At 46.1% G+C, this 25,076-nt stretch carries 21 protein-coding genes; 14 read left to right on the top strand and 7 right to left on the bottom strand.

Going from position 1 to position 25,076, the window contains the following annotated elements; all coding sequences use genetic code 11:
* Window positions 1–33 precede the first annotated feature (33 nt).
* The 3 genes from ViNHUV68_RS09520 to sppA form a co-directional block, all read right to left on the bottom strand.
* Window positions 34–909, bottom strand: coding sequence for an NAD(P)-dependent oxidoreductase (locus tag ViNHUV68_RS09520; protein ID WP_038172908.1), 876 nt, complete (start codon window positions 907–909; stop codon window positions 34–36).
* A 100-nt stretch (window positions 910–1,009) separates the two neighbouring features.
* On the bottom strand, window positions 1,010–2,026 hold the full coding sequence (gene ansA / locus ViNHUV68_RS09515) for an asparaginase (protein WP_038172907.1): 1,017 nt from the start codon (window positions 2,024–2,026) through the stop codon (window positions 1,010–1,012).
* A gap of 139 nt (window positions 2,027–2,165) precedes the next feature.
* Window positions 2,166–4,016: a signal peptide peptidase SppA gene (sppA, locus tag ViNHUV68_RS09510; protein ID WP_391087692.1), complete on the bottom strand. Its 1,851-nt coding sequence runs from the start codon at window positions 4,014–4,016 to the stop codon at window positions 2,166–2,168.
* Between the two features lie 200 nt (window positions 4,017–4,216).
* On the opposite strand from sppA, the gene ViNHUV68_RS09505 reads away from it, so the two are divergent.
* On the top strand, window positions 4,217–6,229 hold the full coding sequence (locus ViNHUV68_RS09505; protein ID WP_391087688.1) for an FAD-dependent oxidoreductase: 2,013 nt from the start codon (window positions 4,217–4,219) through the stop codon (window positions 6,227–6,229).
* A gap of 53 nt (window positions 6,230–6,282) precedes the next feature.
* Here ViNHUV68_RS09505 and purU read toward each other — a convergent pair whose 3' ends face one another.
* Window positions 6,283–7,116: a formyltetrahydrofolate deformylase gene (purU, locus tag ViNHUV68_RS09500; protein ID WP_038172904.1), complete on the bottom strand. Its 834-nt coding sequence runs from the start codon at window positions 7,114–7,116 to the stop codon at window positions 6,283–6,285.
* Between the two features lie 198 nt (window positions 7,117–7,314).
* On the opposite strand from purU, the gene ViNHUV68_RS09495 reads away from it, so the two are divergent.
* The 8 genes from ViNHUV68_RS09495 to rnd all read left to right on the top strand — a co-directional run bounded on the left by ViNHUV68_RS09495 (window position 7,315) and on the right by rnd (window position 15,043).
* Window positions 7,315–7,518 (top strand): hypothetical protein, encoded by a 204-nt coding sequence (locus ViNHUV68_RS09495; RefSeq protein WP_038172902.1) that lies wholly within the window; start codon window positions 7,315–7,317, stop codon window positions 7,516–7,518.
* Between the two features lie 94 nt (window positions 7,519–7,612).
* The gene (locus ViNHUV68_RS09490; protein ID WP_038172901.1) at window positions 7,613–9,538 is read left to right on the top strand and encodes an ATP-dependent DNA helicase; all 1,926 of its coding nucleotides are present in this window, start codon (window positions 7,613–7,615) and stop codon (window positions 9,536–9,538) included.
* Window positions 9,539–9,546: 8 nt separating this feature from the next.
* Window positions 9,547–10,248, top strand: coding sequence for a tRNA (adenosine(37)-N6)-threonylcarbamoyltransferase complex dimerization subunit type 1 TsaB (gene tsaB, locus ViNHUV68_RS09485; protein ID WP_038172900.1), 702 nt, complete (start codon window positions 9,547–9,549; stop codon window positions 10,246–10,248).
* A gap of 34 nt (window positions 10,249–10,282) precedes the next feature.
* Window positions 10,283–10,585 carry a chromosome partitioning protein ParA gene (locus ViNHUV68_RS09480; protein ID WP_391087683.1) on the top strand — a complete coding sequence of 101 codons (303 nt, stop codon included), beginning with the start codon at window positions 10,283–10,285 and terminating at the stop codon, window positions 10,583–10,585.
* Window positions 10,586–10,610: 25 nt separating this feature from the next.
* Window positions 10,611–11,165, top strand: coding sequence for a Slp family lipoprotein (locus tag ViNHUV68_RS09475; protein WP_038172897.1), 555 nt, complete (start codon window positions 10,611–10,613; stop codon window positions 11,163–11,165).
* Window positions 11,165–12,019 carry an alpha/beta fold hydrolase gene (locus ViNHUV68_RS09470; protein ID WP_391087681.1) on the top strand — a complete coding sequence of 285 codons (855 nt, stop codon included), beginning with the start codon at window positions 11,165–11,167 and terminating at the stop codon, window positions 12,017–12,019. Before ViNHUV68_RS09475 ends, ViNHUV68_RS09470 begins: the two co-directional genes overlap by 1 nt.
* Window positions 12,020–12,131: 112 nt before the next feature.
* The gene (fadD, locus tag ViNHUV68_RS09465; protein WP_038172894.1) at window positions 12,132–13,826 is read left to right on the top strand and encodes a long-chain-fatty-acid--CoA ligase FadD; all 1,695 of its coding nucleotides are present in this window, start codon (window positions 12,132–12,134) and stop codon (window positions 13,824–13,826) included.
* 101 nt (window positions 13,827–13,927) lie between these two features.
* Window positions 13,928–15,043 carry a ribonuclease D gene (rnd, locus tag ViNHUV68_RS09460; protein WP_038173069.1) on the top strand — a complete coding sequence of 372 codons (1,116 nt, stop codon included), beginning with the start codon at window positions 13,928–13,930 and terminating at the stop codon, window positions 15,041–15,043.
* Between the two features lie 60 nt (window positions 15,044–15,103).
* On the opposite strand, the gene ViNHUV68_RS09455 is transcribed toward rnd, so the two are convergent.
* Both ViNHUV68_RS09455 and rne read right to left on the bottom strand, forming a co-directional pair.
* Window positions 15,104–16,663, bottom strand: coding sequence for a SulP family inorganic anion transporter (locus ViNHUV68_RS09455; RefSeq protein ID WP_391087677.1), 1,560 nt, complete (start codon window positions 16,661–16,663; stop codon window positions 15,104–15,106).
* A gap of 309 nt (window positions 16,664–16,972) precedes the next feature.
* The gene (gene rne / locus ViNHUV68_RS09450) at window positions 16,973–20,008 is read right to left on the bottom strand and encodes a ribonuclease E (protein WP_391087674.1); all 3,036 of its coding nucleotides are present in this window, start codon (window positions 20,006–20,008) and stop codon (window positions 16,973–16,975) included.
* 574 nt (window positions 20,009–20,582) lie between these two features.
* Between rne and rluC the strand changes: the two genes are divergently transcribed.
* Complete coding sequence (gene rluC / locus ViNHUV68_RS09445; RefSeq protein WP_038172890.1) at window positions 20,583–21,527, top strand: 23S rRNA pseudouridine(955/2504/2580) synthase RluC; 945 nt, start codon at window positions 20,583–20,585, stop codon at window positions 21,525–21,527.
* A 97-nt stretch (window positions 21,528–21,624) separates the two neighbouring features.
* Here the strand turns inward: rluC and ViNHUV68_RS09440 are convergent, their stop codons facing one another.
* On the bottom strand, window positions 21,625–22,206 hold the full coding sequence (locus ViNHUV68_RS09440; RefSeq protein ID WP_038172888.1) for a nucleoside triphosphate pyrophosphatase: 582 nt from the start codon (window positions 22,204–22,206) through the stop codon (window positions 21,625–21,627).
* A 148-nt stretch (window positions 22,207–22,354) separates the two neighbouring features.
* Here ViNHUV68_RS09440 and yceD point away from each other — a divergent pair, with 148 nt between their 5' ends.
* From yceD to ViNHUV68_RS09420, 4 genes are read left to right on the top strand one after another with little or no spacing between them, the layout of a single operon-like run.
* Entirely contained in the window at window positions 22,355–22,882 is a 528-nt protein-coding gene (gene yceD, locus ViNHUV68_RS09435) for a 23S rRNA accumulation protein YceD (protein WP_038172887.1), read from the top strand.
* 31 nt (window positions 22,883–22,913) lie between these two features.
* A complete protein-coding gene (gene rpmF / locus ViNHUV68_RS09430) occupies window positions 22,914–23,084 on the top strand; it encodes a 50S ribosomal protein L32 (RefSeq protein ID WP_004414666.1) in 171 nt (56 codons plus the stop codon).
* 9 nt (window positions 23,085–23,093) lie between these two features.
* Window positions 23,094–24,119, top strand: a complete 1,026-nt coding sequence (plsX, locus tag ViNHUV68_RS09425) for a phosphate acyltransferase PlsX (protein ID WP_038172885.1) — start codon at window positions 23,094–23,096, stop codon at window positions 24,117–24,119.
* A gap of 5 nt (window positions 24,120–24,124) precedes the next feature.
* Entirely contained in the window at window positions 24,125–25,075 is a 951-nt protein-coding gene (locus ViNHUV68_RS09420; RefSeq protein ID WP_038172884.1) for a beta-ketoacyl-ACP synthase III, read from the top strand.
* Window position 25,076: the final 1 nt, after the last annotated feature.

Genomic DNA, 25,076 nt, shown 5'->3' with positions numbered 1-25,076 from the left:
AGAGGCGAGTAATTCGCCTCTGTGGCTTGCTGATTATTTGTTTTGATACGCCTTAATAAGTACCGATGTATCCATTCGTCCCAATCCTTGTGCTTGCAGTGATTGATACATTGCATCGACTTGTTGAGTCATAGTCAAATCTAGATTGTTTTTCTCGGCTTCATTGAGACATATCCCTAAGTCTTTACGCATCCAATCAATCGCAAAGCCAAAATCAAACTCGCCACGTGACATAGTCACGGCGCGGTTTTCCATCTGCCAAGAACCAGCAGCACCATGTTTAAGCACGTTAACAACCTGCTCTACATCAAGATTTGCTGATTGAGCAAGTTGAAGTGCTTCGCTCAAACCCTGTAAGATCCCGGCAATGCAGATTTGATTGACCATTTTGCAGCGTTGACCTTGGCCATTAGCACCAAGCAGCACCGCTTGTTTGCCATAAGCATCGAAGAGTGAAGAGAGGGCTGCAAATACGCTAGGTTCGCCACCGCACATAATGGTTAGCGCACCATTTTCGGCGCCCGCTTGACCGCCAGAGACAGGAGCATCGACAAAATGAACCCCTTTCTCTGCACAAGCTTGCGCGATCTCTTGCGCCAGTTCGGCAGAGGTGGTGGTATGATCAACAAGGATTGAACCTGCTTTCATCCCCGCAAGAACGCCCTCTTGGCCGAAAACAACGCTACGAACATCGTCGTCATTGCCAACGCAGATAGCAACCGCATCGCACTCCTTTGCTGCCGCATGTGGGGTGTTTGCAGACTTACCACCGAATTCATTTGTCCATTGAATTGCTTTGGACTCAGTGCGGTTATAAACGCGAGTATCAAATCCCGCTTTCGCTAAGTGGCCCGCCATTGGGTACCCCATAACACCTAAGCCAATAAAAGCGACATTGTTAATTTCCATCATTGCTCTCCCTAAATAATGATTGCCAATCCTCTGATCAACAACCTTTTACGTCAAGTGTAAAAAAACCGGCCTGAGCCGGTTTGTATATCATTGTCTGTTAAATTGTCATCTCGCCGCGCAGCACTTGCTGCATTTTGACTTTGACTTGCTCGTAGCTTAGACCTTGACTCAATAGGTAGTGAAGTTTCGCCAGTGCCGCTTCTGGCGTCATATCATAGCCACTGATCACTCCGGCTTCAGCCAACGCACAACCTGTCGCGTAGCCACCCATATTGACTTTTCCTGCGAGACATTGAGTTAAGTTAACCACGATAACACCGCGCTGTGAGGCATCTTTAAGGTGCGCCAGCAGTTCTGGGTTTTGCGGTGCATTACCGACACCAAAGGTGAGTAAAATCATGGCGTTAACCGGTTGAAGTAGAGTGTTACGAATCACTTCATGGGAAATGCCTGGATACATGGTGATCACACCGATTGGCTGTGGCGTGATGTCATGCACGGTAAAGTCACCATCGGGTTTTGCATCCACTTTAATATCATTGCTGATTTGAATGTTAATCCCGGCTTCCAGCAACGGCGGCAAGTTTGGAGAAGTGAAAGCATTAAAACCATCGGCGTGCGATTTGGTGCTGCGGTTACCGCGCATTAGCTTATTATTGAAAAACAGAGTGACTTCATTGATTGGGTAATTCGCGGCGATATGCAAAGCATTAAGTAAGTTGGCTTGGCCGTCAGAGCGCAGTTCCGCAAGGGGAATTTGCGAGCCAGTGACAATAACTGGTTTCGCGAGGTTCTCTAACATAAATGATAAAGCAGAGGCGGTGTACGCCATGGTGTCGGTACCATGCAAAATTACAAAGCCATCGTATTTATCGTAGTTATGACGAATATCATCAGCGATTTGCTGCCAATCTGCCGGAGTCATGTCAGATGAATCAATCAGCGGTTCGTACTCGTGAATAGTGAACTCTGGCATTTCAGGGCGATGAAACTCAGGCATGCTTGCGAGTTGTTTTTCCATGAAGCCTGCTACTGGCACATAGCCGTGGTCATGGGATTTTTGCATGCCAATGGTACCGCCAGTGTAAGCGATATAAATATGTTTTCTAGCCATTGCTTGAAACCGGTTATTTTGTAGGGGAACAGAGCGACGAATTATAACGTAATCGAGGCCAATAAAAAGGGGGATTTCGCACAGGAATCCCCCTTAATTATTGACTGCTCAGCAGTGCAGTGATGTTTGTCGACTAGTGTTATTGAATCTGACAGTTAAGGCAGAATGCGTAGTGACCTTTAGGGTCATTGAAGCTTTGTAGCATATCGGCATCTTGTAACACTTGAGTGGCGATCGGCTGTAGCGCTGCTGGTAGATAGCTATTTACATCAAAACCAAATTTAACCTGAACTTGATTGATGAAGTCTTGGATAAACTGCTGTGCGGGTGACAGAGGCTCTTCAACCCAGTACAGGTTGTATTGTTCAACATCGGCAAGTTGAGCGGCTAACGCAACCGCATCATCAAAATCACCGATTTTATCGATTAAGCCTAATTTAAGCGCATCTTGGCCAGTCCATACACGACCTTGCGCGATATCGTCTACTTGTTGCAGCGGGATGTCTCGTGATTGACTCACTAAGCCAATAAAGCGGCTGTAGCCATGCTCGATGCCCATTTGGAAAGCCTCGGCTGCCCCTGCAGATAATCCGGTGGTAATACCGACATCTGAGAATGGAGAGGTGCCGATACCATCAGTATAGATACCGAGTTTGTTTAAGCCTTTTTCAAAGGTAGTGATAACACTGAAGATACCAATCGAGCCAGTCAATGTTGTTGGTTGAGCGACAATGCTGTCTGCACTCATGGAAATCCAGTAACCGCCCGATGCCGCGAGACTAGACATTGACACCACAACCGGTTTTCCGGCCTCTTTTAATGCATCGACTTCGTTACGTATTACCTCTGAAGCAAAAGCGCTCCCGCCCGGGCTATCAACGCGCAATACCACGGCTTTGACTTTGTCATCCGTACGAGCTTGGCGTAGCAGTGCCGCGACAGTATCTCCACCAACCGTACCACGTGGTTGAGAGCCATCCATGATCGCGCCACTTGCCACCACCACTGCAATATCATCGTTGGCGAGGTTAAAATCAGGTGTCATTGTGGTGAGGTATTGGTAGTAATCGACATGGTTATAGCTGTCTTCACCATTGCTACCAAACACTTCCATTAGCGCTTTACGAACTTGTTGGCGAGTGGCAAGGGTATCGACCAATCCTACGTTCAGCGACAGAGCAGCTAAATCTCCGTTGTTTTGCTTGAGTAAGGCTAAAAATTTGTCCATGTCAGGAGTTAAGGCGTCAGGGGCAAGTTGACGGTTAGAAGCGACATCATCAATGTAGGAACCCCACAGTTGACCTAACCAATTAGAAGCGGACTCTTTGGCCGCTTCTGACATGTTATCGCGCACAAAAGGTTCAATTGCCGACTTGTAGGTGCCAACTCGGAAAACGTGAGTGTTAACGTCGAGGTTCTCTAACAAGGTTTTGTAATACATCGAATAGGCGCTGTAACCTTTAAGCATGACCGCGCCATCGGGTGCCAGGTAGATCTTATCAGCGTAACTGGCCAAATAATATTGGCTCTGATTATACATATCCCCAACCGCGTAAATCGGTTTGCCAGAGGCTTTGAACTCGTTCAGTGCTTTAGCAATGTAGCGCAGTTTGGTTAAATTCGTTTCTGGCATGTCGCTCAGTGCTAATACGATGCCGCTGACCTTATTGTCATCTTTGGCGTGGCGAATCGTATCGACTATCTCGAACAGCACATTCTCTCTAGGTAGGTCTTGACCGAACAAAGAGCCAGTTACAGAGTCCATTGGGTTAACATAACTTGATTGTTCAACAATCGGCCCAGAAATATTAAGAATCAACGCTGATTTAGTCGGTACGGTAGGAACCGGCGTTTCAGCGCTAGTGTAAAGGAAATAGATAGCGCCGATACTGGCTAGGAAAACCAGATTGACGAGAGCAATACGTACAAAGGAGAGTAGTTTCCACACCCCTTTAAAAAGCATGCCAATAAACTTAAAAATATTTTTCATTATGTCTCCGCTGCGTATTGCGCAGTTTAAGGCTTATTCGCTGTAAGACCTTATAAAATCAGATAAGTTACATCCTACTCAAACTCGTATAGCCAAACAACTGTTAGATTGATCGGTGTTACAAAAATGTAAACGAATGTTTGATTTTTAATTACGATGATTTTATTGTGGTCAGACCACAATAAGAAAAGAGTTAAGTGATGTCTGCCATGTACCCAAATCTACTTAAGCCATTAGACCTTGGATTTACTCAACTACGTAATCGAGTGCTGATGGGCTCAATGCACACTGGTCTCGAAGAGCACAAAGAGGGGCTAGGTAAGCTGGCTGCTTTCTATGCAGAGCGCGCGAAAGGCGGCGTTGGCCTTATTGTTACTGGTGGTTTTTCACCTAATTTACGTGGGCGACTGCATCCGTTCAGCGCTGAGTTCAGTAAACCAAAGCATGCTAAGGCACATAAGGTAGTCACTCAAGCTGTGCACGAGCACGGTGGCAAAATCGCATTGCAATTACTGCATGCTGGTCGTTATGCGATGCACCCTTTCGCCCAAAGCGCTTCTGCGATTAAAGCGCCGATTGCCCGTTTTGCGCCAAGCGAAATGAGCAGTCGTCAAATTAGGAGTACGATTGACGCTTTTGCTAACAGCGCTTCGCTCGCTCAGTTGGCCGGTTACGATGGCGTCGAAGTCATGGGCTCAGAAGGCTACTTGCTCAACCAGTTTATCTGTAAACGCACCAACATGCGTTACGACGATTGGGGCGGCAGCTATGAAAATCGCATCCGCTTTCCACTCGAAGTGGTCAAAGCCATTCGTCAGGCGGCTGGCGATGACTTTATCATCATCTTCCGCCTCTCTATGCTAGATTTAGTCGAAGAGGGCAGTACATTTGATGAAGTCGTTACACTGGCAAAAGAGTTAGAAAAAGCAGGTGTTACCATCATTAATACCGGCATTGGTTGGCATGAAGCACGTATTCCTACTATTGCCACTCAAGTTCCGCGCGGTGCGTTTACTTGGGTAACAGAAAAAGTGCGACCACATGTTAAGGTGCCGATTGTGACCTGTAATCGAATCAATACGCCAGAAGAGGCTGAAAACATTCTGGCCAGCGGTCATGCCGATATGGTATCGATGGCGCGTCCGTTCCTAGCTGATCCACATTTTGTCATCAAAGCTGAACAGAACCAATCGCCACTGATCAACACCTGTATTGGTTGTAACCAAGCGTGTCTTGATAATGTCTTCAAAGGCAAACGAGCAGGGTGTTTAGTCAATCCGTTGGCTTGTCGAGAGACGGAACTTGTCGTCACCGAGGCCGCGACCAAGAAAAATATTGCCGTTGTAGGCGCAGGTCCAGCGGGGCTAGCCTGCGCGACCACGTTAGCCGAGCGTGGCCATCAGGTCGATTTGTTTGAGCGCAATGACCGTATCGGAGGCCAATTCCGTTTGGCAATGCAAATTCCAGGTAAAGAAGAATTCAGAGAAACGATTCGCTATTTTGCCAATCGTATTGACCAAACCGGAGTTAAATTGCACCTTGAAACCGAAGCGGATTATGACCTACTGGCAGAGTATGATGAAGTGGTGATGGCGTCTGGGGTTGAGCCGCGTAAAGTCAATATTCAAGGTTTAGATACCCCGGATAAAGTGGTTGATTATCAAACGCTGATCAAAGAGAAAACCTTTGTCGGTAACAAGGTTGCGATTGTTGGCGCTGGTGGAATTGGTGTTGATGTCGCGACAATGTTGACTGAGCCAGTCGGGCATAATTTGGACGATTGGCTGCACGACTGGGGAATCGACAAAGAGATAGCTTACCCAGGAGGACTTTACCCTTACCCAGATTCAGTCAGCGAAAAAACCGTCTGGGTGCTGCAGCGTCGTAAAGGGCGTGTCGGTAAAGGGCCAGGCAAAACCACAGGCTGGATCCACAAACGTACGTTGGAAAAACGCGGCGTCAACCTATTGGGTGGCGTGAGCTATGACCAAATAGACGAGCAGGGACTGCATATTACTATTGATGATAAGCCACAACTGCTTGATGCCGATAAAGTGGTTATTTGTGCAGGGCAAGAATCTGTGCGCCCATTTGAAAGTCAATGGCCCCTGCTAGGTGATAAGTTACACGTGATTGGCGGTGCCGATTATGCGGGTGAATTAGACGCGGTGCGCGCGATCAAGCAAGGCGTTGAACTCGCAGTTAAACTGTAATTGCAAATCAATGACAAAGGCTTCCGAGCGGAAGCCTTTGTTTTTTGGAGGCGTTACAAAATGACGGTTTTATTGCCGTAGACAAAGACATGGTCATTAAGCACTTTATTGAGTGCTTTACTTAGGACATTTTTTTCGACGTCACGGCCTGCTTGGGCCATATCTTGAGCGCTAAAGTTATGATCGACCGGAATGACGTCTTGTTTGATGATCGGGCCTTCATCAAGATCATTGGTCACGAAGTGCGCGGTTGCACCAATGATCTTTACGCCACGCTCATACGCTTGTTGATAAGGTTTCGCCCCGATAAACGCAGGTAAAAAGCTGTGGTGAATGTTGATGATTTTATGATGATACTTTTCAACAAAAGAGGGGGTGAGGACACGCATATACTTGGCCAAGACTAAGTAATTCGGTTGATACTGTTCAACCACTGCCAGCAGTTTCTTCTCGTGCTCTTCACGATTTAAGCCTTGATGCGAAACATGATGGTAAGGAATGTCGAAGCGCTCAGTGAGGCTCTGTAATTTGTCGTAGTTGCCGACGACTGCCGCGATTTCTACATCAAGGCTCCCATCGTAATTCTTCATTAAAATATCACCTAAGCAGTGTGCTTCTTTGGTGACGAGAATAACGATGCGTTTACGGTCTGAACCAATCAGTTGACGCTTAGTTCCTTGTGGCAGTGCTTGATCAAGATCGGCCAGAAAGGTGGTATCGTTAAAATAGCCTTCAAGCTCAGTGCGCATGAAAAAGTGCCCACTGGTATTATCGACAAATTCGTTGTTGTGTACGATATTGAGTTGGTGTTTGTAACAGATATTGGTGATCTTAGCGATAAGACCGGGCGCGTCTGTACAGTGCGTCAGTAGTGTTTTCTTTTCCATTTGGTCAGAACTTCCGTGAATTATTTTTTTCGACTTGTGAATTTTTACAGGGGACTCGAACGGTGAGCTCTCCCTCATTATTGAAGCTACAATTAAACTAATATCGAAAAGGTTTCAACAAATAATCTAAGTTAACCGTTTGGCTTAGTGTTTTGTTTGAATTTTTTGCTCTGTTTAGCGTGTTTCTAGGTGGTATTTATGGATAAAGAGCTATTAGCCCGTAAGCTTTATTCTGAGCGTGTCAGTGCTCTAACTGGCGGAAAAGAATTAGACGAAGAAATTCTCGATCAAATGTGGGAAAATAAAACATCCCCAAGTGAGGCGGCACGCGCAATGACAGAAGTAGAGCCAGGTGGCTTTTCTGGTCCTGCGTGGCTAAGTCGTTACCTTAATAAACGTTAACCTTGTCAAATTGCTCGGGCGTGAAAATCTCATTCGCGCCTTGGTATGAAAGCTGCCATAATTACCCACCTCTTGTTCAACCTCATACTGTTTCATGATTTCAAAGACCTTCTCGGCGCAGGGAGCGCTAGGTAAAGCGATTCCGGGCTTTCAACCGCGTCAGGCGCAAGTCGATATGGCCGAATCGGTTGCCAAGGCGATTAAAGAGCAGACCCAAGTGGTGGTCGAAGCTGGAACAGGTACAGGCAAAACCTTTGCTTATGTGGTTCCTGCATTGCTGAGTGGCAAGAAAGTCATTATCAGTACAGGTTCGAAAAATCTCCAAGAGCAACTTTTCCATCGTGACTTGCCGTTAATGATCGACGCATTAGGCTTTTATGGCCAAGTGGCGTTATTAAAAGGGCGTGCGAACTACTTGTGTCTTGATCGTTTAAGTCGCCAGATGGTCGAAAGTCACAATCAAACCTCCGATCCAACATTGCTTAGCCAGTTGGTCAAAGTTCGCAGTTGGGTCTCAGAAACCAAAAGTGGCGATTTGGGTGATTGCGATGCGATTGCTGAAGATAGCCCAATTATTCCCACCATTACCTCAACTAACGATAATTGCTTAGGTAAAGAGTGCCCAAGTTACCAAGATTGCTTTGTGCTTAAAGCGCGCAAACGGGCGTTAGACGCCGACGTGGTTGTGGTCAATCACCACCTGTTTTTGGCCGATTTGGCGATCAAGGAAACGGGTTTTGGTGAACTGATCCCTGAAGCAGAAGTGTTTATCTTTGATGAAGCCCATCAGTTACCTGATATTGCCAGCCATTACTTTGGTCAATCCTTGTCGAGTCGTCAAATTCAAGATCTGAGTAAAGATATCGAAATTGCGTATCGTACTGAAGCTAAGGATATGCGTCAGTTACAGAAGGCGGGTGAAAAACTGTTGCAAACCGCCATGGACTTAAGAATTGTATTGGGTGAACCGGGTTTTCGTGGTAACTGGCGTGAAGCACTGGCTTCACCCTCGATCGGCCGCGAGTTAAGGCGGTTGGAAGAGACGCTAGAGTTTGTCATCGAAGTGCTTAAATTAGCGCTCGGTCGCAGCCAATTACTCGATAGTGCCTTTGAACGTGCTAATACAATTAAGGCACGTCTTGACCGAGTTTGTGACGTATCGATTACCGGTTACTCATATTGGTATGACACCACCCCTCGGCATTTCAGTTTACACATTACGCCGCTCAGTGTGGCCGATAAGTTTCATGAACAGATCGAGATGAAACAAGGCGCGTGGATTTTTACTTCAGCGACATTGGCGGTTAATAATGATTTTGGCCATTTTACTTCCCGGTTAGGTTTGAAACCTCAAGCGCAGATGTCATTACCAAGCCCATTTGATTACCAAAGTCAGGCGCGCTTGTGTGTTCCTCGCTATCTACCTGAGCCCAATAGTCCTGGAATGGCTGAAAAGTTAGTGACGATGTTGAGCCCGGTGATTGAACAAAACCAAGGACGATGTTTTTTCTTATGTACCTCTCACAGTATGATGAAAGAGCTGGGAGAACGCTTTAGGCAAACCTTGACTGTGCCGGTGCTGATGCAAGGCGAAACCAGTAAACAGAAAACCCTCGCTGAGTTTATGGAGCTTGGTAATGCGTTACTGGTCGCCACAGGTGCATTTTGGGAGGGGATCGATGTTAGAGGTGATGCCCTTAGCTGTGTTATCATCGACAAATTGCCGTTTACCGCCCCCGACGATCCTTTGCTTAAAGCACGTATCGAAGATTGCCAATTAAAAGGCGGTGACCCTTTTGCTCAAGTTCAGATCCCCGATGCGGTGATCACTTTAAAGCAAGGGGTTGGACGACTGATACGCGACAAAAAAGATAAAGGCGCGCTGATTATTTGCGATAATCGCTTAGTCACTCGCGACTACGGTGGAGTATTTATTGCGAGCCTACCGCCGATACCACGCACAAGAGATTTGGCTGTGGTACAAGACTTTCTTGAACATCAATCACACATCAATAATTAGAGATATCAATGAGTGTAAAGATCCTTGCTCTAGATACAGCAACTGAAAACTGTTCGGTTGCTCTTTTAGTCGACGACAAAGTATATGTGCGCAGTGAAATTGCACCGCGCGATCATACAAAGAAAATCCTACCTATGGTCGATGAGGTGCTGAAAGAAGCCGGTTTGACCTTGACTGATCTCGATGCATTGGCATTTGGACGTGGACCTGGCAGCTTCACTGGAGTACGGATTGGCATTGGTATTGCACAAGGTTTATCATTTGGCGCTGATTTACCCATGATAGGTATTTCAACGTTAGCAGCTATGGCACAAGGCGCTTACCGTAAACATGGCGCAGAGCAGGTTGCAACAGCGATTGATGCGCGCATGAGTGAAGTGTATTGGGCACGCTATCTTCGTCAAGAAGATGGCACTTGGTTGGCAGTGGATGAAGAGGCTGTGCTCCCGCCTCAGTTAGTGGCACAAAACAGTCACTCTGATGAGCATCAATGGTATAGCGCAGGAACAGGTTGGCAGGCATACTCAGAGGTACTTGGCCAAGTCAAGTTTGCCACTCAACAGAGCGAGGTGCTGTTTCCTGATGCGGAAGATATTGTTCAACTGGCAAAGTTTGAGCTAGCGAAAGGCAATACCATCGATGCAGAGCAGGCGAGCCCAGTTTATCTTCGTGATACTGTTGCATGGAAGAAGTTGCCTGGCAGAGAGTAACTGAGTCATACGACTCTTAAGATAAGCGGATAGTATGGTATTAATTAACGGATTACCTCCTTCGATTCCTGGCCCCAACCGAGCGAATAAGGCCAACAAAAAGAATGAGGCAAATAAGTCGCAAAACCAGTCACCAGTTAGTCAACCTAGTAAGGTGGCAAACGCGGTGGCCCATTCTATCCGTCACGTTAACGAGTCTGATATTCATAAAGCGCAAGTACAATATGATCTGCCTGAAGGGCGAGGTCGCAAAGCCATGCAAGAGTACCTTAACGTGTTGAATCAGAACAAGCGCGAGGAACTTTCTCAGATGCTTGGTGTCGATATTTATATCTAAACCGCTACGTAAGTTTAAGTTTTCGATGAATAAATACACATCCCAGCTACTGATCGCCTTTTTGGGCCTGTTTACCCTCAGTGCCTGCAGTACGCTTCCAGATAGCCTTAAATCAGATAACCCTAATATCATCTCTGACTACCAAACTTGGCAAGCGAACCCTGACTCATCAAGTCAAGTGCGCTTGGGTGGTGTCATTGCCAAAGTGACTAACCTTGAGCAGAAAACTCGAATTGAAGTCGTCAACCTACCAATAAGTTCTGCGGGCAAGCCGGATATTAATCAAGAGCCGCAAGGGCGTTTTGTGGCCTATGTTGAAGGTTTTGCTGATCCTGTTACCTTGTCAGAAGGTCGTCTCATCTCGCTGATTGGTGAGAGCAAAGGGCGCGAAAAAGGCTTGGTTGGAGAGTATCAATATGACTTTCCAGTGATGAAAGTCAATGGTCTCCATCTTTGGCGAGTGGAAGAACGGGTTATAGTTCATGAGATAAACAGCTATTTAGATCCCTGTTTTGGTCTCTACTGTCGAGACTCAAATTTTAGCAGCGGATATGGCAAAGTGATCAAAGAAGTGAAGTAATGCGGGTAGAAAGATGTCACAGCATCGATGCCGTGCAGATAGCAACGATAGAATATGGCGAGAGCTCTAACGCGGATGTTTCGTTGCTATTCATCCATGGCTGGTTAGATAACGCCGCCAGTTTTGAGACAGTGATGTCTGAGTTACATGCACTTCAACCCTCATTGCATCTTTGCGCAATCGATTTACCTGGGCACGGCCTGTCGAGCCACAAAGATAGCCACAATTTCTACCCATTTCATGACTATATAGATGATGTTTACCGACTATTGGCTAAGTTATCACCAAACAGACTGGTGTTAGTAGGTCATTCTCTTGGTGCTTTGATTGCAAGTTGCTATAGTGCCGCCTTTCCTGAGCAAATTAGCGGATTAGTTCAGATAGAAGGAAATGGGCCTTTAGCCGAAGAACCTCATTTAAGCGTGTCACGTCTACGCGATGGGGTACTGAGCCGACAACGAATTCGTCGTAAACCCGTTCGCACTTTAACATCGCCGCAACAAGCGATACAAAGACGAGCGAGAGTGAATGACATCGACAGCGATTTAATTGCCCCTGTTGTGTATCGCGGTATACGTCAATGTGATTCTGGTTGGCAGTGGCGGCACGATAGTAAGCTGCAAAGTCAGTCACTGTATCGAATGTCATTCCAACACGCTGACACCTTTCGTCAGCATGTCTTGTGCTCACAATTGATTATTCTCGGTGAGCAGGGTTTTGAATCTTTGCAATCAATATCAATCGATGCTCGCGCCTCCACGCAAATAGAGTGGATTCACGGCGGCCATCATTGTCATCTGCAAGCTCCTTCTAGAGTAGCTAGTCTAATTTTTGGCTTAGTTAACAAAATTTAAACAAGTGTTTGAGTGTTTCGTGCCCAAACCGCCGCCCTGTGCTGTAATAGTCGAGTTTGAAAATAGAGCTTTTCACATTGATGACAGCCAGTTAATTTCGAGGAGTTTTACCGTGGATAAACCTTGGTTATCGCGTTATCCAAGTGATGTGCCAGAGCACATCAACCCAGATCAATACCCATCTTTAGTCGAGATGTTTGAACAGTCAGTACAAAAGTTCGCTGACCAGCCTGCATTTATGAATATGGGCTCGGTAATGACTTTCCGTAAGTTAGAAGAGCGCAGCCGTGCCTTTGCAGCCTACTTGCAAAATGATCTTAAATTAAAGAAAGGTGACCGTGTTGCCTTGATGATGCCCAACCTGCTCCAGTACCCAGTGGCGCTGTTTGGTGTGCTGCGCGCTGGCCTGATCGCGGTCAATGTCAACCCACTTTATACGCCTCGAGAGCTAGAACATCAGCTTAATGATGCGGGGGCAACGACTATAGTGATCGTATCAAACTTTGCCAATACGTTAGAGCAAATCGTTGATAAAACACCCGTTAAACATGTTGTCCTGACCAGTCTTGGTCAAATGTTACCCCGAGCGAAAGGTACGTTAGTCGATTTCGTGGTTAAGTACGTCAAAGGCATGGTGCCAAAATATGACTTGCCGGGTGCAATCTCAATGCGTCAGGCGCTGCATAAAGGGCGTCGTCTCCAGTACGTTAAGCCGTTTATGTCGGGCGAAGATATCGCTTTCCTACAATATACTGGCGGAACGACCGGTGTTGCCAAGGGAGCGATTCTTACTCACCGTAATATGATTGCGAACGTTTTACAGGCTAAAGGCGCTTATGGTCCGGTGTTGTCTGAAGGGCGTGAACTGGTTGTGACGGCACTGCCGCTTTATCACGTGTTTGCACTAACGGTGAACTGCTTACTGTTTATTGAAATGGGTGGACAAAACTTACTGATCACCAACCCACGTGATATCCCAGGTTTTGTTAAAGAGCTACAGAAATATCCGTTTACCGCGATTACTGGTGTCAACACGCTATTTAATGCCTTGGTCAACAACGAAGACTTCCATGAACTTAACTTTAGCAAACTCAAGCTAGCGGTAGGTGGCGGTATGGCGGTTCAGCGAGCAGTTGCAGAGCAGTGGAAGAAAACCACAGGTATTCACCTACTAGAAGGTTATGGTCTGACAGAGTGTTCGCCATTAGTTGCTGGCAACCCTTACGATCTTGTCGACTACACTGGCGCGATTGGTTTGCCAGTGCCATCAACAGAAGTGCGTATTGTCGATGATGAAGGTAATCCGCTGGCGATGACAGAAGTGGGTGAGTTGCAAGTCCGTGGTCCTCAGGTGATGCAAGGTTACTGGCAGCGCCCTGAAGCGACTAAGGAAGTGATCAATACTGAAGGTTGGTTGTCTACTGGCGATATCGTTAAATTCGATGACGAAGGGTTGCTGTACATCGTCGACCGCAAAAAGGACATGATTCTTGTCTCTGGCTTCAATGTTTATCCAAATGAGATAGAAGATGTGATCGCTCTACATGGCAAAGTGCTTGAAGTTGCGGCGATTGGTCAGCCTCATGAGGTCTCAGGCGAATTGGTTAAAGTTTATGTGGTCAAGCGCGATCCGAGTTTAACCAAAGAAGAGATCATTGCGCACTGTCGTCAGCATTTAACCGGTTATAAAATACCGAAATTAGTTGAGTTCAGAGAAGACTTACCAAAAACCAATGTAGGTAAGATTCTACGCCGCGTACTGCGTGAAGAAAACGATGCTAAGCTTGCTCAATCTTCCCAAGAGTAACTCAGTTACCTGAGCAAGATAATCTGTTTGATGGTAGAATGCCGACTCATGTAGTCGGCATTTTTTGTTCGCCGCCAAAGACCGCTAATAGTGAGAAGTTAGTGAAATATCAGATTATTACCAAATCCGAACACCTCGACATCGTGATTAATCGTGCACGCGAAGCTGATGTCGTGATGCTAGATACCGAGTTTGTCCGTACCCGCACTTATTATCCGCAATTAGGCTTAATACAGCTGTTTGATGGTCAAGAGCTATCCTTGATAGATCCGACTGTTATCGATGATATGAGCGCTTTTATTCAACTGTTGCAAGATACCTCTGTGTTGAAAGTTCTCCATGCGTGTGGGGAAGATTTGGAAGTGTTTCACAATAGCTTTGGCTGTTTGCCATACCCAATGGTAGACACTCAATTGATGGCTGCTTTCTTAGGCCATGGCTTATCGACAGGCTTTGCCGCACTAGTCGCCGAGTACTTAAACGTTGACCTTGATAAAAGCGAGTCTCGAACGGATTGGCTTGCCAGACCTCTAACCCAGAAGCAATTAGAGTATGCAGCCGCTGACGTCTACTACCTTGAGCCACTATATCAACAACTGTTTGAGAAAATTACCCAAGCAGGCTGGTGGCAAGCGGTGCAGCAAGAAAGCGACTTACTCGCCAGTAAGCGCATTAAGAACCCGAATCCAGAGATGGCCTATCTCGATATCAAAGGGGCGTGGCAGTTAAAGCCGAGTGAGTTAGCGGTGTTGAAGCCATTAGCAACTTGGCGGCTAACCGAAGCGATTCGCCGCGATTTAGCGCTCAACTTTGTCTTTAAAGAAAACGATTTGCTGACCATTGCTCGAAAAGGCGTTCAAAGTCGCCAATTGATGGAGCAAGAGGGGATGGATATGCGCGCTGTGCAGCGTCATAGTGCACGTCTAATCTCATTAGTTAAATCAGCTAAGATGACAACGGCCGATGACTACCCAGAGCCAATAGAGCGCCTGATGGATGCTCAAGGCTATAAACAGACGTTCAAAATCCTTAAAGATGAAGTGAAGAAAGCTTCTCAAACCAGTGGATTGGCGACCGAGTTTTTAGCGTCAAAGAAACAGCTTAATCAGTTCATTAGTTGGGTATGGAAACAAGAACGTAATCCAGCGAAACTGCCTGATGTGATGCAAGGTTGGCGTCTTGAACTCTTTGGTAACAAGCTTAATAAATTGCTTTAAGCGACAGTAACTTGATACAAAAAGGGCTTCCAACTGGAAGCCCTTTTTTAGGTCTAGTGGTTAGCCTGCCAGTACGTCAGTGGCAACCTTGTAACTTGGATCTTCTTTCACGTTGATCTCGACTAAGCTGCCAGCTTTATCGAGTAGCTTACGACAGTCTTGACTCAAGTGACGTAAATGCAACGTTTTACCTTGCGCTGTGTAACGTTCAGCCAATGTCTCAATCGCTTCTATAGCCGAGTGATCGGTCACGCGCGAGTCAGCGAAGTCAACAATAACGTCTGCGGGGTCGCCGTGCGCATCAAAGATTTCGAGGAAGTTTGCCACTGAACCGAAGAAAACAGGGCCGTGGATTTTATACTCTTTCGAGCCTTCTTGGTTAATATGCGTATCGGCGTAGATATGCTTAGCATGTTGCCAAGCAAACATTAGTGCTGACACTATCACACCGACAAAGACGGCGATGGCAAGATCGGTCAGGACCGTAACCACAGTAACAAGAATGATAACGAAAAAATCTTGTTTTGGTACGCGACGTGCCAGTTTAAAGGTTGCCCACTCAAAGGTACCGATCACCACCATAAACATCACACCTACTAGCGCTGCAAGTGGGATCATTTCAATAAGAGATGATGCAAACAAGATGAAGAACAGTAGCGCTAATGCAGCAACGATACCAGATAGACGACCACGGCCACCAGAGTTTACATTGATCATCGATTGGCCAATCATTGCACAACCACCCATGGCACCGAACACTGAACAGGTCATGTTTGCCATACCCTGACCGATACACTCACGGTTAGATTGGCCACGACTATTGGTCATTTCATCAAGTACAGTCAACGTCAGTAGTGATTCAATCAGGCCGATAGCGGCAAGAATGATCGCATATGGCAGAATGATTTGTAGTGTTTCTAACGTAAATGGCACCATTGGAATTGAGAACGTTGGTAGGGAACCTGCAAGCGTTGCCGCTTCATCACCTGACATGGCACGCAAGAAGTCAACCACAGTGCGAGTTTCCAGATCTAAGCCAACAACCAGTGCCGTCACAGTGACAATCGCAGCCAATGATGACGGTATTGCCGTGGTGAACTTAGGTAAGAAATGAATGATTGCCATGGTCAAAGCGACTAAGCCGAGCATCAGAATCATTTGATCTTGTGGTAACCAAGTTAACAGGCCGTTGATGTCTGGCGCTTTGAATTGGCCAAGCTGAGCCAAAAAGATAACGATGGCCAAACCATTAACAAAACCGATCATCACTGGGTGAGGAACGATACGGATGAATTTACCAAGTTTGAATAAGCCTGCAGCAACCTGAAGGATACCTGCAAACATAACGGCGGCGAACAGGTATTGCACACCATGCGTGGCAACCAGTGACACCATGACGACAGCCATCGCGCCAGTCGCACCAGAGATCATGCCTGGACGGCCACCAAAAATAGAGGTGATAAGGCCGACGATAAAAGCGGCGTAGAGGCCGACCATAGGGTCAACACCAGCAACGAAGGCAAAAGCAACAGCTTCAGGAACCAAAGCGAGGGCAACGGTTAGGCCTGATAAAACATCATTCTTTACAGAGTGTTTAGAAAATTGAGGAAATTCGAACATATTTACTCAGTTTGGCTAAGTGTTTAGAAGTATTCTGAATTGCAACTTGTTGCCACTGGGTAAAAGTGCAATGTAAAAGAGCAGGTGAGCAATAAAACAATTCAGATCGAGTGGGCGCATGCTACAGAAAAGTGTGATTAAGTTCAAGATTGATACAAAGTTTGAGCAATATTTGTGACAAATAGATGTCGCACTTTATATAAGCTTTGTCGGCAATAGACGCTGTGATTGGAATGGGTAATAACGGTGTGACAAATAAAAAAACAGCCTCTTGTTTAAGAGGCTGTTTAATCGGGTTTACTCAGAGATTTAGTACTGAGGTTTGGTCATTGCTGCGCCCGCTTGACTACGCGCAACTTGACTACCTGCACCACGAGCGTCGTAACGCTCACCTTTAAGCGGTGCTGCCACAACAGTGACCTCTTTGACTTCAGTGTTACCTGAGGCTTTCGCCATCGGTGCTGAAGCGTGACCTTTAAGGTTCGGTGGTAGTACAATTTCTGTTTTCTCAGGCTTGCTAACTTCAACTTTCGTTTCGGCTTGCACTGGCTCAATTTCAACAGAAGCTTGCTCTGTTTCTACCGTTGTTTCTACTGTCACTGCTTCTACTACTGGCTGTACGGTTTCAATCGCAGCTTGTACGGTTTCGACCACAGGTTCAGTTGTTTCAACGGCTTCAACCGGAGCTTCAACGATTGGAGTGATTGGCGCAGTATCAACTACTGGCTCAACAATCGTGTCTTCACGGCGAACAATAACTTTACCCATTGCCATTTCAGGGCACGCGAATCCACCTAACGTTGGGCTCGTCATTTCAGCGTTATCGGCTGCAACTACAGGCTCAGTTTTTGGCTTCTGCTTTGGCGCTGGTTTGGTAATACCGTAACTTGGCATCACTTTACCCATTGCCATCTCAGGAGAAGCAACACCACCTTTGCGAAGGCGGAATGGGTTAGGGCGGCGATCGCGTCCGCGACGGCGGCGCTGGCCACTTGCACGCAGATGACGTGGTGAGCGACGGTTACGACGTTGTTTAGGTTGCTCTTCTGATTCAGCATCTTGTGCTGCTAGCGTTTTCTCTTCAACAGTATCCGCTTTTGCTTCAACTGCGATTTGTTTCGCTTTTTGCTCTGATTCAGCTTGCGCTACCTGATCTTTAACTCGAACTTGCTTCGTCATCTTACGACGTTGGCGACGCTCTTTAATTTTGACCGTTTTCTCTTCAACACGCTCTTTGCGTACTTCAGGTTGGTCACTTTGTTGAGCGTCGGTGGCAAGTTTCAGACCTTCTTCAGCGACTTTGCTTGCTTTAGCATCATCACGCTTATTGCGCGGTTCTTGCTTCGGCTTACGGTTTTGCTGTTTGTTGCGGTCGTTACCTTTCACTTCATCTGGTGTGTCGTCGCGAGGCGACGTTTTACGCTTGTTGTCGCGTTTCTCATCCGGTTTTTCGTTGCGAGTATCGCGGTTGTTACGACGACGATTATCGTTACGAGGACGACGATTGCGATTGTTGCGGTTACCTTCGCGACGCTCTTCTTTTTCTTTAGGTTGCTGTTCTTCCGGCTGTTTCTCTTCTTCTTTGGCAGAGCCAGACAAGAAGCCGCCTAACGCTTTCAAAAAGCGTGTTACTAGGCCTGGCTGTGATTCTTGCTCTGCAACAGTCGCCGCTTTTTTCTCTGGCGCTTTTTCTGGTGCTTTTGGCGCTATCGCTGTTGGCGCAGGAGCAGATTGACTTGGCGAGGCAAAACCTTTTAACGCTGGTTCTTCCAGACGCTTTGGTCTCGCTTCGCTTTCAACTGGCTCTTTACCTTCCGCTTCCTTCATCGCATCAATCTTTTGCGGTAGAAGATAAGACAGAAGATCGAACTCTTCGCCATCACGAACACGGACCACATCAAAATGCGGTGTTTCCATGTCAGAGTTTGGAACAACGGTAATCTTAACTTCTTGAATGCGTTCAATATGGTTAACTGAACGGCGTTTTTCGTTAAGTAAGTAAGAAGCGATAGGGACAGGAACAACCGCCAATACTTGGGTTGTGTTGTCTTTGAGTGCTTCTTCTTCGATAAGACGAAGTACAGACAGAGCTAGTGATTCATTGTCGCGAACGACACCGGTACCGGTACAGCGCGGACAGATATGATGACTCGCTTCTGCCAGTGATGGACTAAGGCGTTGACGTGACATTTCAAGTAGACCAAAACGAGAAATTCGGCCAATTTGAACACGAGCGCGGTCCATTCTTACTGAGTCGCGAAGACGGTTTTCAACTTCACGTTGGTGACGGACGGGTGTCATATCGATGAAATCGATAACAACAAGACCACCTAAGTCACGAAGGCGAAGCTGACGAGCAATTTCTTCTGCGGCTTCAAGGTTTGTGTTTAATGCTGTCTCTTCGATATCACCGCCTTTTGTTGCACGAGCAGAGTTGATATCAATAGAGGTTAAGGCTTCCGTTGGGTCAATAACTATTGAACCGCCAGAAGGCAAGCGCACTTCGCGTTGGAAAGCCGACTCGATTTGGCTTTCGATTTGGTAGTGGCTAAATAGTGGTACTTCGCCATCGTATTTCTTCACTCGACTCACGAAGTCAGGGCGAATTAGACGAATATGCTCAAGCGCACGTTCATAAATCGTGTTGCTATCGATCAGGATTTCGCCAATATCGCGACGTAAATAATCACGAATAGCGCGAACAATAACGTTACTTTCTTGGTGGATTAAGAAAGGTGCTGCATTGGTATCGGAGGCTTGTTTAATCGCGCCCCAATGGTTAAGCAACACGTTAAGATCCCATTCAAGTTCTTCAGCGCTTTTACCCACACCAGCAGTACGTACAATCAGGCCCATGCCTTGCGGCAGTTCCAGAGTGCTCAATGCTGCTTTGAGTTGAGTACGTTCATCGCCTTCGATACGGCGAGAAATACCGCCAGCTCGAGGGTTATTTGGCATCAGAACAAGATAGCTACCTGCAAGAGAAACGAAAGTAGTAAGAGCTGCGCCCTTGCTGCCACGTTCTTCTTTTTCGACTTGTACGATTACTTCTTGGCCTTCTTTAAGCACTTCTTTAATGCTTGGACGACCTTGATAAGTGTAACCTTCAGGGAAATATTCGCGGGCAATTTCTTTTAGAGGGAGGAAACCGTGTCTTTCTGCACCGTAGTCAACGAAAGCCGCTTCAAGGCTTGGTTCGATGCGTGTGATACGTCCTTTGTAGATATTTGCTTTTTTTGATTCATGTCCAGGGCTTTCGATATCCAAATCGTACAAGCGCTGACCATCAACCAAAGCAACACGCAACTCTTCTTTTTGAGTTGCGTTAATTAACATTCTTTTCATTGATAGATCTCGTTGTCATTCTTCGTTTTGTGTTCTTATCGTTGCTATCACTATCACGGTGCCTGATCCCATGGCTTAATCAGTGCAGCCTCCCGGCTGGAGGGATGCTCTCGGGCACGTCAGTCTCACAAGCATTTCTCGTACAGCTTGTGAGCCACATTTGTGGCGTTAAAACACTCAACATGATGAGTGATGAGTAGGACGATAAGGTGTTAATTCCAAAAATGTCTTACGCCGTGTGCTGCATTTTGGTAGATTAACGGGCTACTCGATTTTTTGCTCAAATATGAGTTGGTTTGTTTAAAATGCAACCAAATCATAGTTTGCAGGTGTGAACTATAGCAGTACCCACTAAACTCAGCAATCTGCTTTATAATAAAACGCTAAAAAATTCGTTTTTATCATTTATAAGCAACTGTTTTTTCGAGTTAATCGGGCTTCATCTTGATATTTGTAAGAAAATTGATGAATTTCTGTTCGTAGCGGATTTGCAAGCCATTCTTAGTCCGCCAATTTTCCAATATGTTGCGTAGAAAATGTGATTTTGCGCAACTTTGAGTGTTAGAATAAACCCATGAGTGAAATTAGAACGAAAGTCCAGTTCGTCGATATTGACGATGATATGGCGGGTCAGCGTATTGATAACTTCCTACGCAACCAATTGAAAAGTATCCCCAAAAGCATGGTTTACCGAATCGTGCGCAAAGGTGAGGTTCGCGTCAACAAAAAACGCGTTAAAGCTGAGTACAAACTCAAAGCGGGCGATTTGGTCAGAATTCCACCGGTGACGATTGAGGAACAAGCCGATGAGGTTGCTCCGAGCACTAAGCTTAATAAGGTGGCAGAGCTTGAGCATATGATCATTCATGAAGATGATCACATGCTCATTCTTAACAAGCCGTCTGGTACCGCGGTGCACGGAGGAAGTGGACTAAAGTTTGGCGCGATAGAGGCACTGCGAGCATTGCGTCCTGAAGCTCGGTTTTTGGAACTAGTGCATCGTATTGATCGCGATACTTCTGGCATTTTGCTGGTTGCAAAAAAACGTTCGGCGCTTCGTCATCTGCAAGCTCAATTTCGTGAGAAAACAGTCAAGAAATTCTACTTTGCACTGGTTATGGGCGAATGGAAAAGCAGTTGTAAAGTCGTCAATGCGCCATTACTGAAACATGAAGTGAACAGTATTGTGCGAGTCCACCCTAATGGTAAAGCGTCGGAAACACGCTTCAAGATCCTTGAAAAATTTGCTCAAGCGACGCTCGTTCAAGCGAGTCCAATTACAGGCAGAACGCACCAGATTCGTGTCCATAGCCAATATGCAGGTCATCCGATTGCGTGGGATGATCGTTACGGGGACCGACGTTTCGATGCGTACACCAGTAAAGTTGGTTTAGACCGTTTGTTCCTTCATGCGGCTAATATTAAGTTTCAACACCCATCGAATGATGAGTGGATGGAGATCAATGCCCCAATGGAGCCCAAGCTAGAGCAAGCATTAGCTGGATTACGTAAACTTTAACAACGTAAATCGTTGCCTGTAGCGGTGGCAATGACCATCGTCACTAAACTGTGAGTAACGGTTGACGCAAAAACGTCAACCGTTACTCACTGCCTCGCTAAAGCACTTCAAACCCTTGCGATTGCAGCATATCTATCAAGTCGATCAGAGGCAGACCAACTAATGTGTTCGGATCTTTGCCTTCCAAACGCTCAAATAGGGCAATACCTAACCCTTCACTCTTAAAACTGCCAGCGCAGTAGAAAGGTTGTTCTTTATCAACGTAGTGCTCGATCTGTTGTGGACTCAGTGATCGGAAGTGAACCGTAAAGGTATCCATTTTTACCTGAGTTTGTCCGGTGACGCTGTTGTGTAGTGCTAACCCCGTGTAGAACTGAATCGACTGTCCGCTTTGCTGAGTCAGTTGATCAATTGCTTTATCGCGAGTAAGTGGCTTACCGATGATATTACCGTTAATAACGCACACTTGGTCACTGCCAATGACAAGGCTCGCGCCCTCGGTTAGGCAAGATTGGGCTTTTTCCTGAGCTAAACGCTGGACCAGTTCGATAGGAGATTCACCACTAAGTGGTGTTTCATCGCAATCTGGTGACGCAGTAACAAAGGGAATTGCTAGTTTATTGAGCAATTGCTGACGATATGGTGACGTAGAAGCTAAAACTAGTTGGTAATTTTGCATTTTAATTTACAATCGAATCATGAGTTAGAACGAGATTGATCGATATTATCGCTTTGATACTAACTCCGAAACTGATAAGGAAAAAAAGTCTAACTTTTTCCCCTTTTTCTTTGACTCTAAACGATTTGGAAGATAGAATTCGCGCCCTATGCAAAAGGTAAAAATACCGCGTACGATAGATCCTACACGCGCTGCTCAAAAGCGACTTGATGTTGAAGGTATTATTCAAGTCAGTCTCTTTAAGCGTTTAGAGGAATCAGTCGAAGGCGTTAAACGCGACGCCCAAGTGTCACTGTCATTTGACTTAGATGAGCAGCGACTCGTTGTTATCTCTGGTAAAGCTAACATCGTAGTCGACTTAGAGTGTCAACGCTGTAATGAGGTTTTCGCACATCAGTGCGATGTCCAATTCACTTATACACCGTATCACGGTGAAAAGACTGATGAGGAAGCACCGGAAGAGTACGATTTGGTAGATCTGAACGAGTACGGTGAGTTAGACCTAATTGAGTTAGTTGAAGACGAGTTCATTTTAAATTTGCCTCAAATAGCAATGCACGATGAAGCGGACTGTAGCGTTAATCCAGATAATATGGTGTTTGGTGATATTCCAGAAGAGATTGTGGAAGAGCAGAAACCGAATCCATTTGACGTTTTAAAAAGCTTAAAGAAGTAATTCTTTAAGAACTTACATAGGAGTAGGGTCAATGGCCGTACAAAAGAGCAAGAAATCACGTTCAATGCGTGGTATGCGTCGTTCACACGATGCCCTAACTACAGCAGCACTTTCTGTAGACGCAACTTCAGGTGAAACTCACCTACGTCACAACGTAACTGCAGAAGGTTACTACCGTGGCAAAAAGGTTATCAACAAGTAAGGTTGACCTTTGCACAATATAACCGTTGCACTTGATGCAATGGGCGGGGATTTCGGTCCTCGCGTCACAGTGCCTGCCGCCGTGCAGGCACTGTCGCATTTCCCAGAGCTAAAAGTGACCCTAATTGGTGATCAAGCTTCGATCACATCTCAATTATCTTCTCTTGGTTATCAGTCTGATACTCGTTTGAGTATTGAGCATACTGACCGAGTGATTTCCAACTCAGAAAAACCTTCCCTCGCGCTTAGAAATAGTCATGGTAGCTCTATGGGCACCGCAATTGACTTGGTCGCTGCCAATCAAGCTGATGCTTGCGTAAGTTGTGGCAACACTGGCGCATTGATGGCGTTATCCCGTTTTAAATTGAAACTGCTCCCTGGTATTGAACGCCCTGCGCTTACCACTGCTTTGCCGACGGCATCGGGCAACCGAACTTGGATGTTAGACTTAGGTGCTAACGTTTCTAGTGACGCCGATTCGCTGTTTCAATTTGCCGTCATGGGCAGTGCATTAGCTGAGCAATACCTGCAAAGACCGCCGAGAGTGGCAATTTTGAATATTGGCGCAGAAGAAATCAAAGGCAATGATCTTGTCAAGCGCTGCGCAGAAATGTTATCTCAAACTCAATCGGTCAATTTTGTTGGCTATATTGAAGGTAATCAGTTACTCCACGATGCCGCAGACGTTGTTGTTTGTGATGGTTTTGTGGGCAATGTGTGCCTTAAAACATGTGAAGGTACTGCTCAGCTCTTTATTGACAAGCTAAAATCAAGCATGATGGCTTCATCGATAAAGGGTTGGATTGCAAGAAAATTATTTTCTGAGCTATTTAACGAGCTAAAAACATTGAACCCCGACCAGTATAATGGCGCAAGTTTGCTAGGATTGCGCGGCATTGTCATAAAAAGCCACGGAAGTGCTGATGTAGACGCAGTCATCAACGCGATTGGTGAAGCACTGCATGAGGTCAAACGACAAGTACCCACCCGTATTAGTGATCGTTTGGAAGCGGTTTTACTCGAGAGGCATTATTAGTCTTCATGTATAGCAAAATTTTAGGTACTGGCAGCTACCTGCCATCTCAGGTGCGTACTAACGCAGATCTAGAGAAAATGGTAGATACCAGTGATGAGTGGATTGTCGCTCGCACAGGTATTAAAGAGCGTCGTATTGCTGCTGAAAACGAGACAGTTGCCGACATGGGTTATATCGCTGCAAAAAATGCTATCGAAATGGCAGGTATTGATAAGAATGCGATTGATTTGATTATTGTCGCAACAACCAGTAGCAGCCACACGTTTCCCTCTTCTGCATGTCAAGTTCAAGCCAAACTTGATATTCAAGGGTGTCCTGCATTTGATCTGGCAGCTGCGTGTTCAGGGTTTGTTTATGCCTTGTCTGTTGCCGATCAACATATCAAATCGGGTATGTGCAAAAATGTGCTAGTTATCGGCGCAGATGCTTTGTCTAAAACTTGTGATCCTACCGATCGCTCAACCATTATTCTGTTTGGTGATGGTGCGGGTGCGGTGGTGGTTGGTCAAAGTGAAGAGCCAGGTATCATCTCAACTCACATTTATTCAGATGGTCGATTTGGCGAATTGCTTAGCCTACCTGTGCCTATTCGCGGTCAAGATGCGAATAAATGGTTACATATGGCGGGTAATGAAGTCTTTAAAGTGGCGGTTACTCAATTGTCGCGACTGGTAAAAGATACGCTGGCTGCCAATGGTATGCATAAGTCTGAATTAGATTGGCTGGTTCCACACCAAGCGAACTATCGCATTATCTCAGCGACAGCCAAAAAGCTTTCAATGTCGCTTGACCAAGTGGTTATCACGCTACATAAACACGGCAACACTTCAGCGGCGACAGTACCAACGGCACTCGATGAAGCCGTGCGTGATGGTCGAATTCAGCGCGGGCAAACTTTGTTGCTTGAAGCATTCGGTGGCGGATTTACTTGGGGTTCAGCATTGGTTAAGTTCTAAC

This window comes from Vibrio sp. NH-UV-68, from assembly GCF_042940635.1.
In the GTDB taxonomy this organism is placed as follows: Bacteria; Pseudomonadota; Gammaproteobacteria; order Enterobacterales; family Vibrionaceae; genus Vibrio; species Vibrio pacinii.
This window is presented reverse-complemented; position numbering and strand designations above follow the sequence as displayed.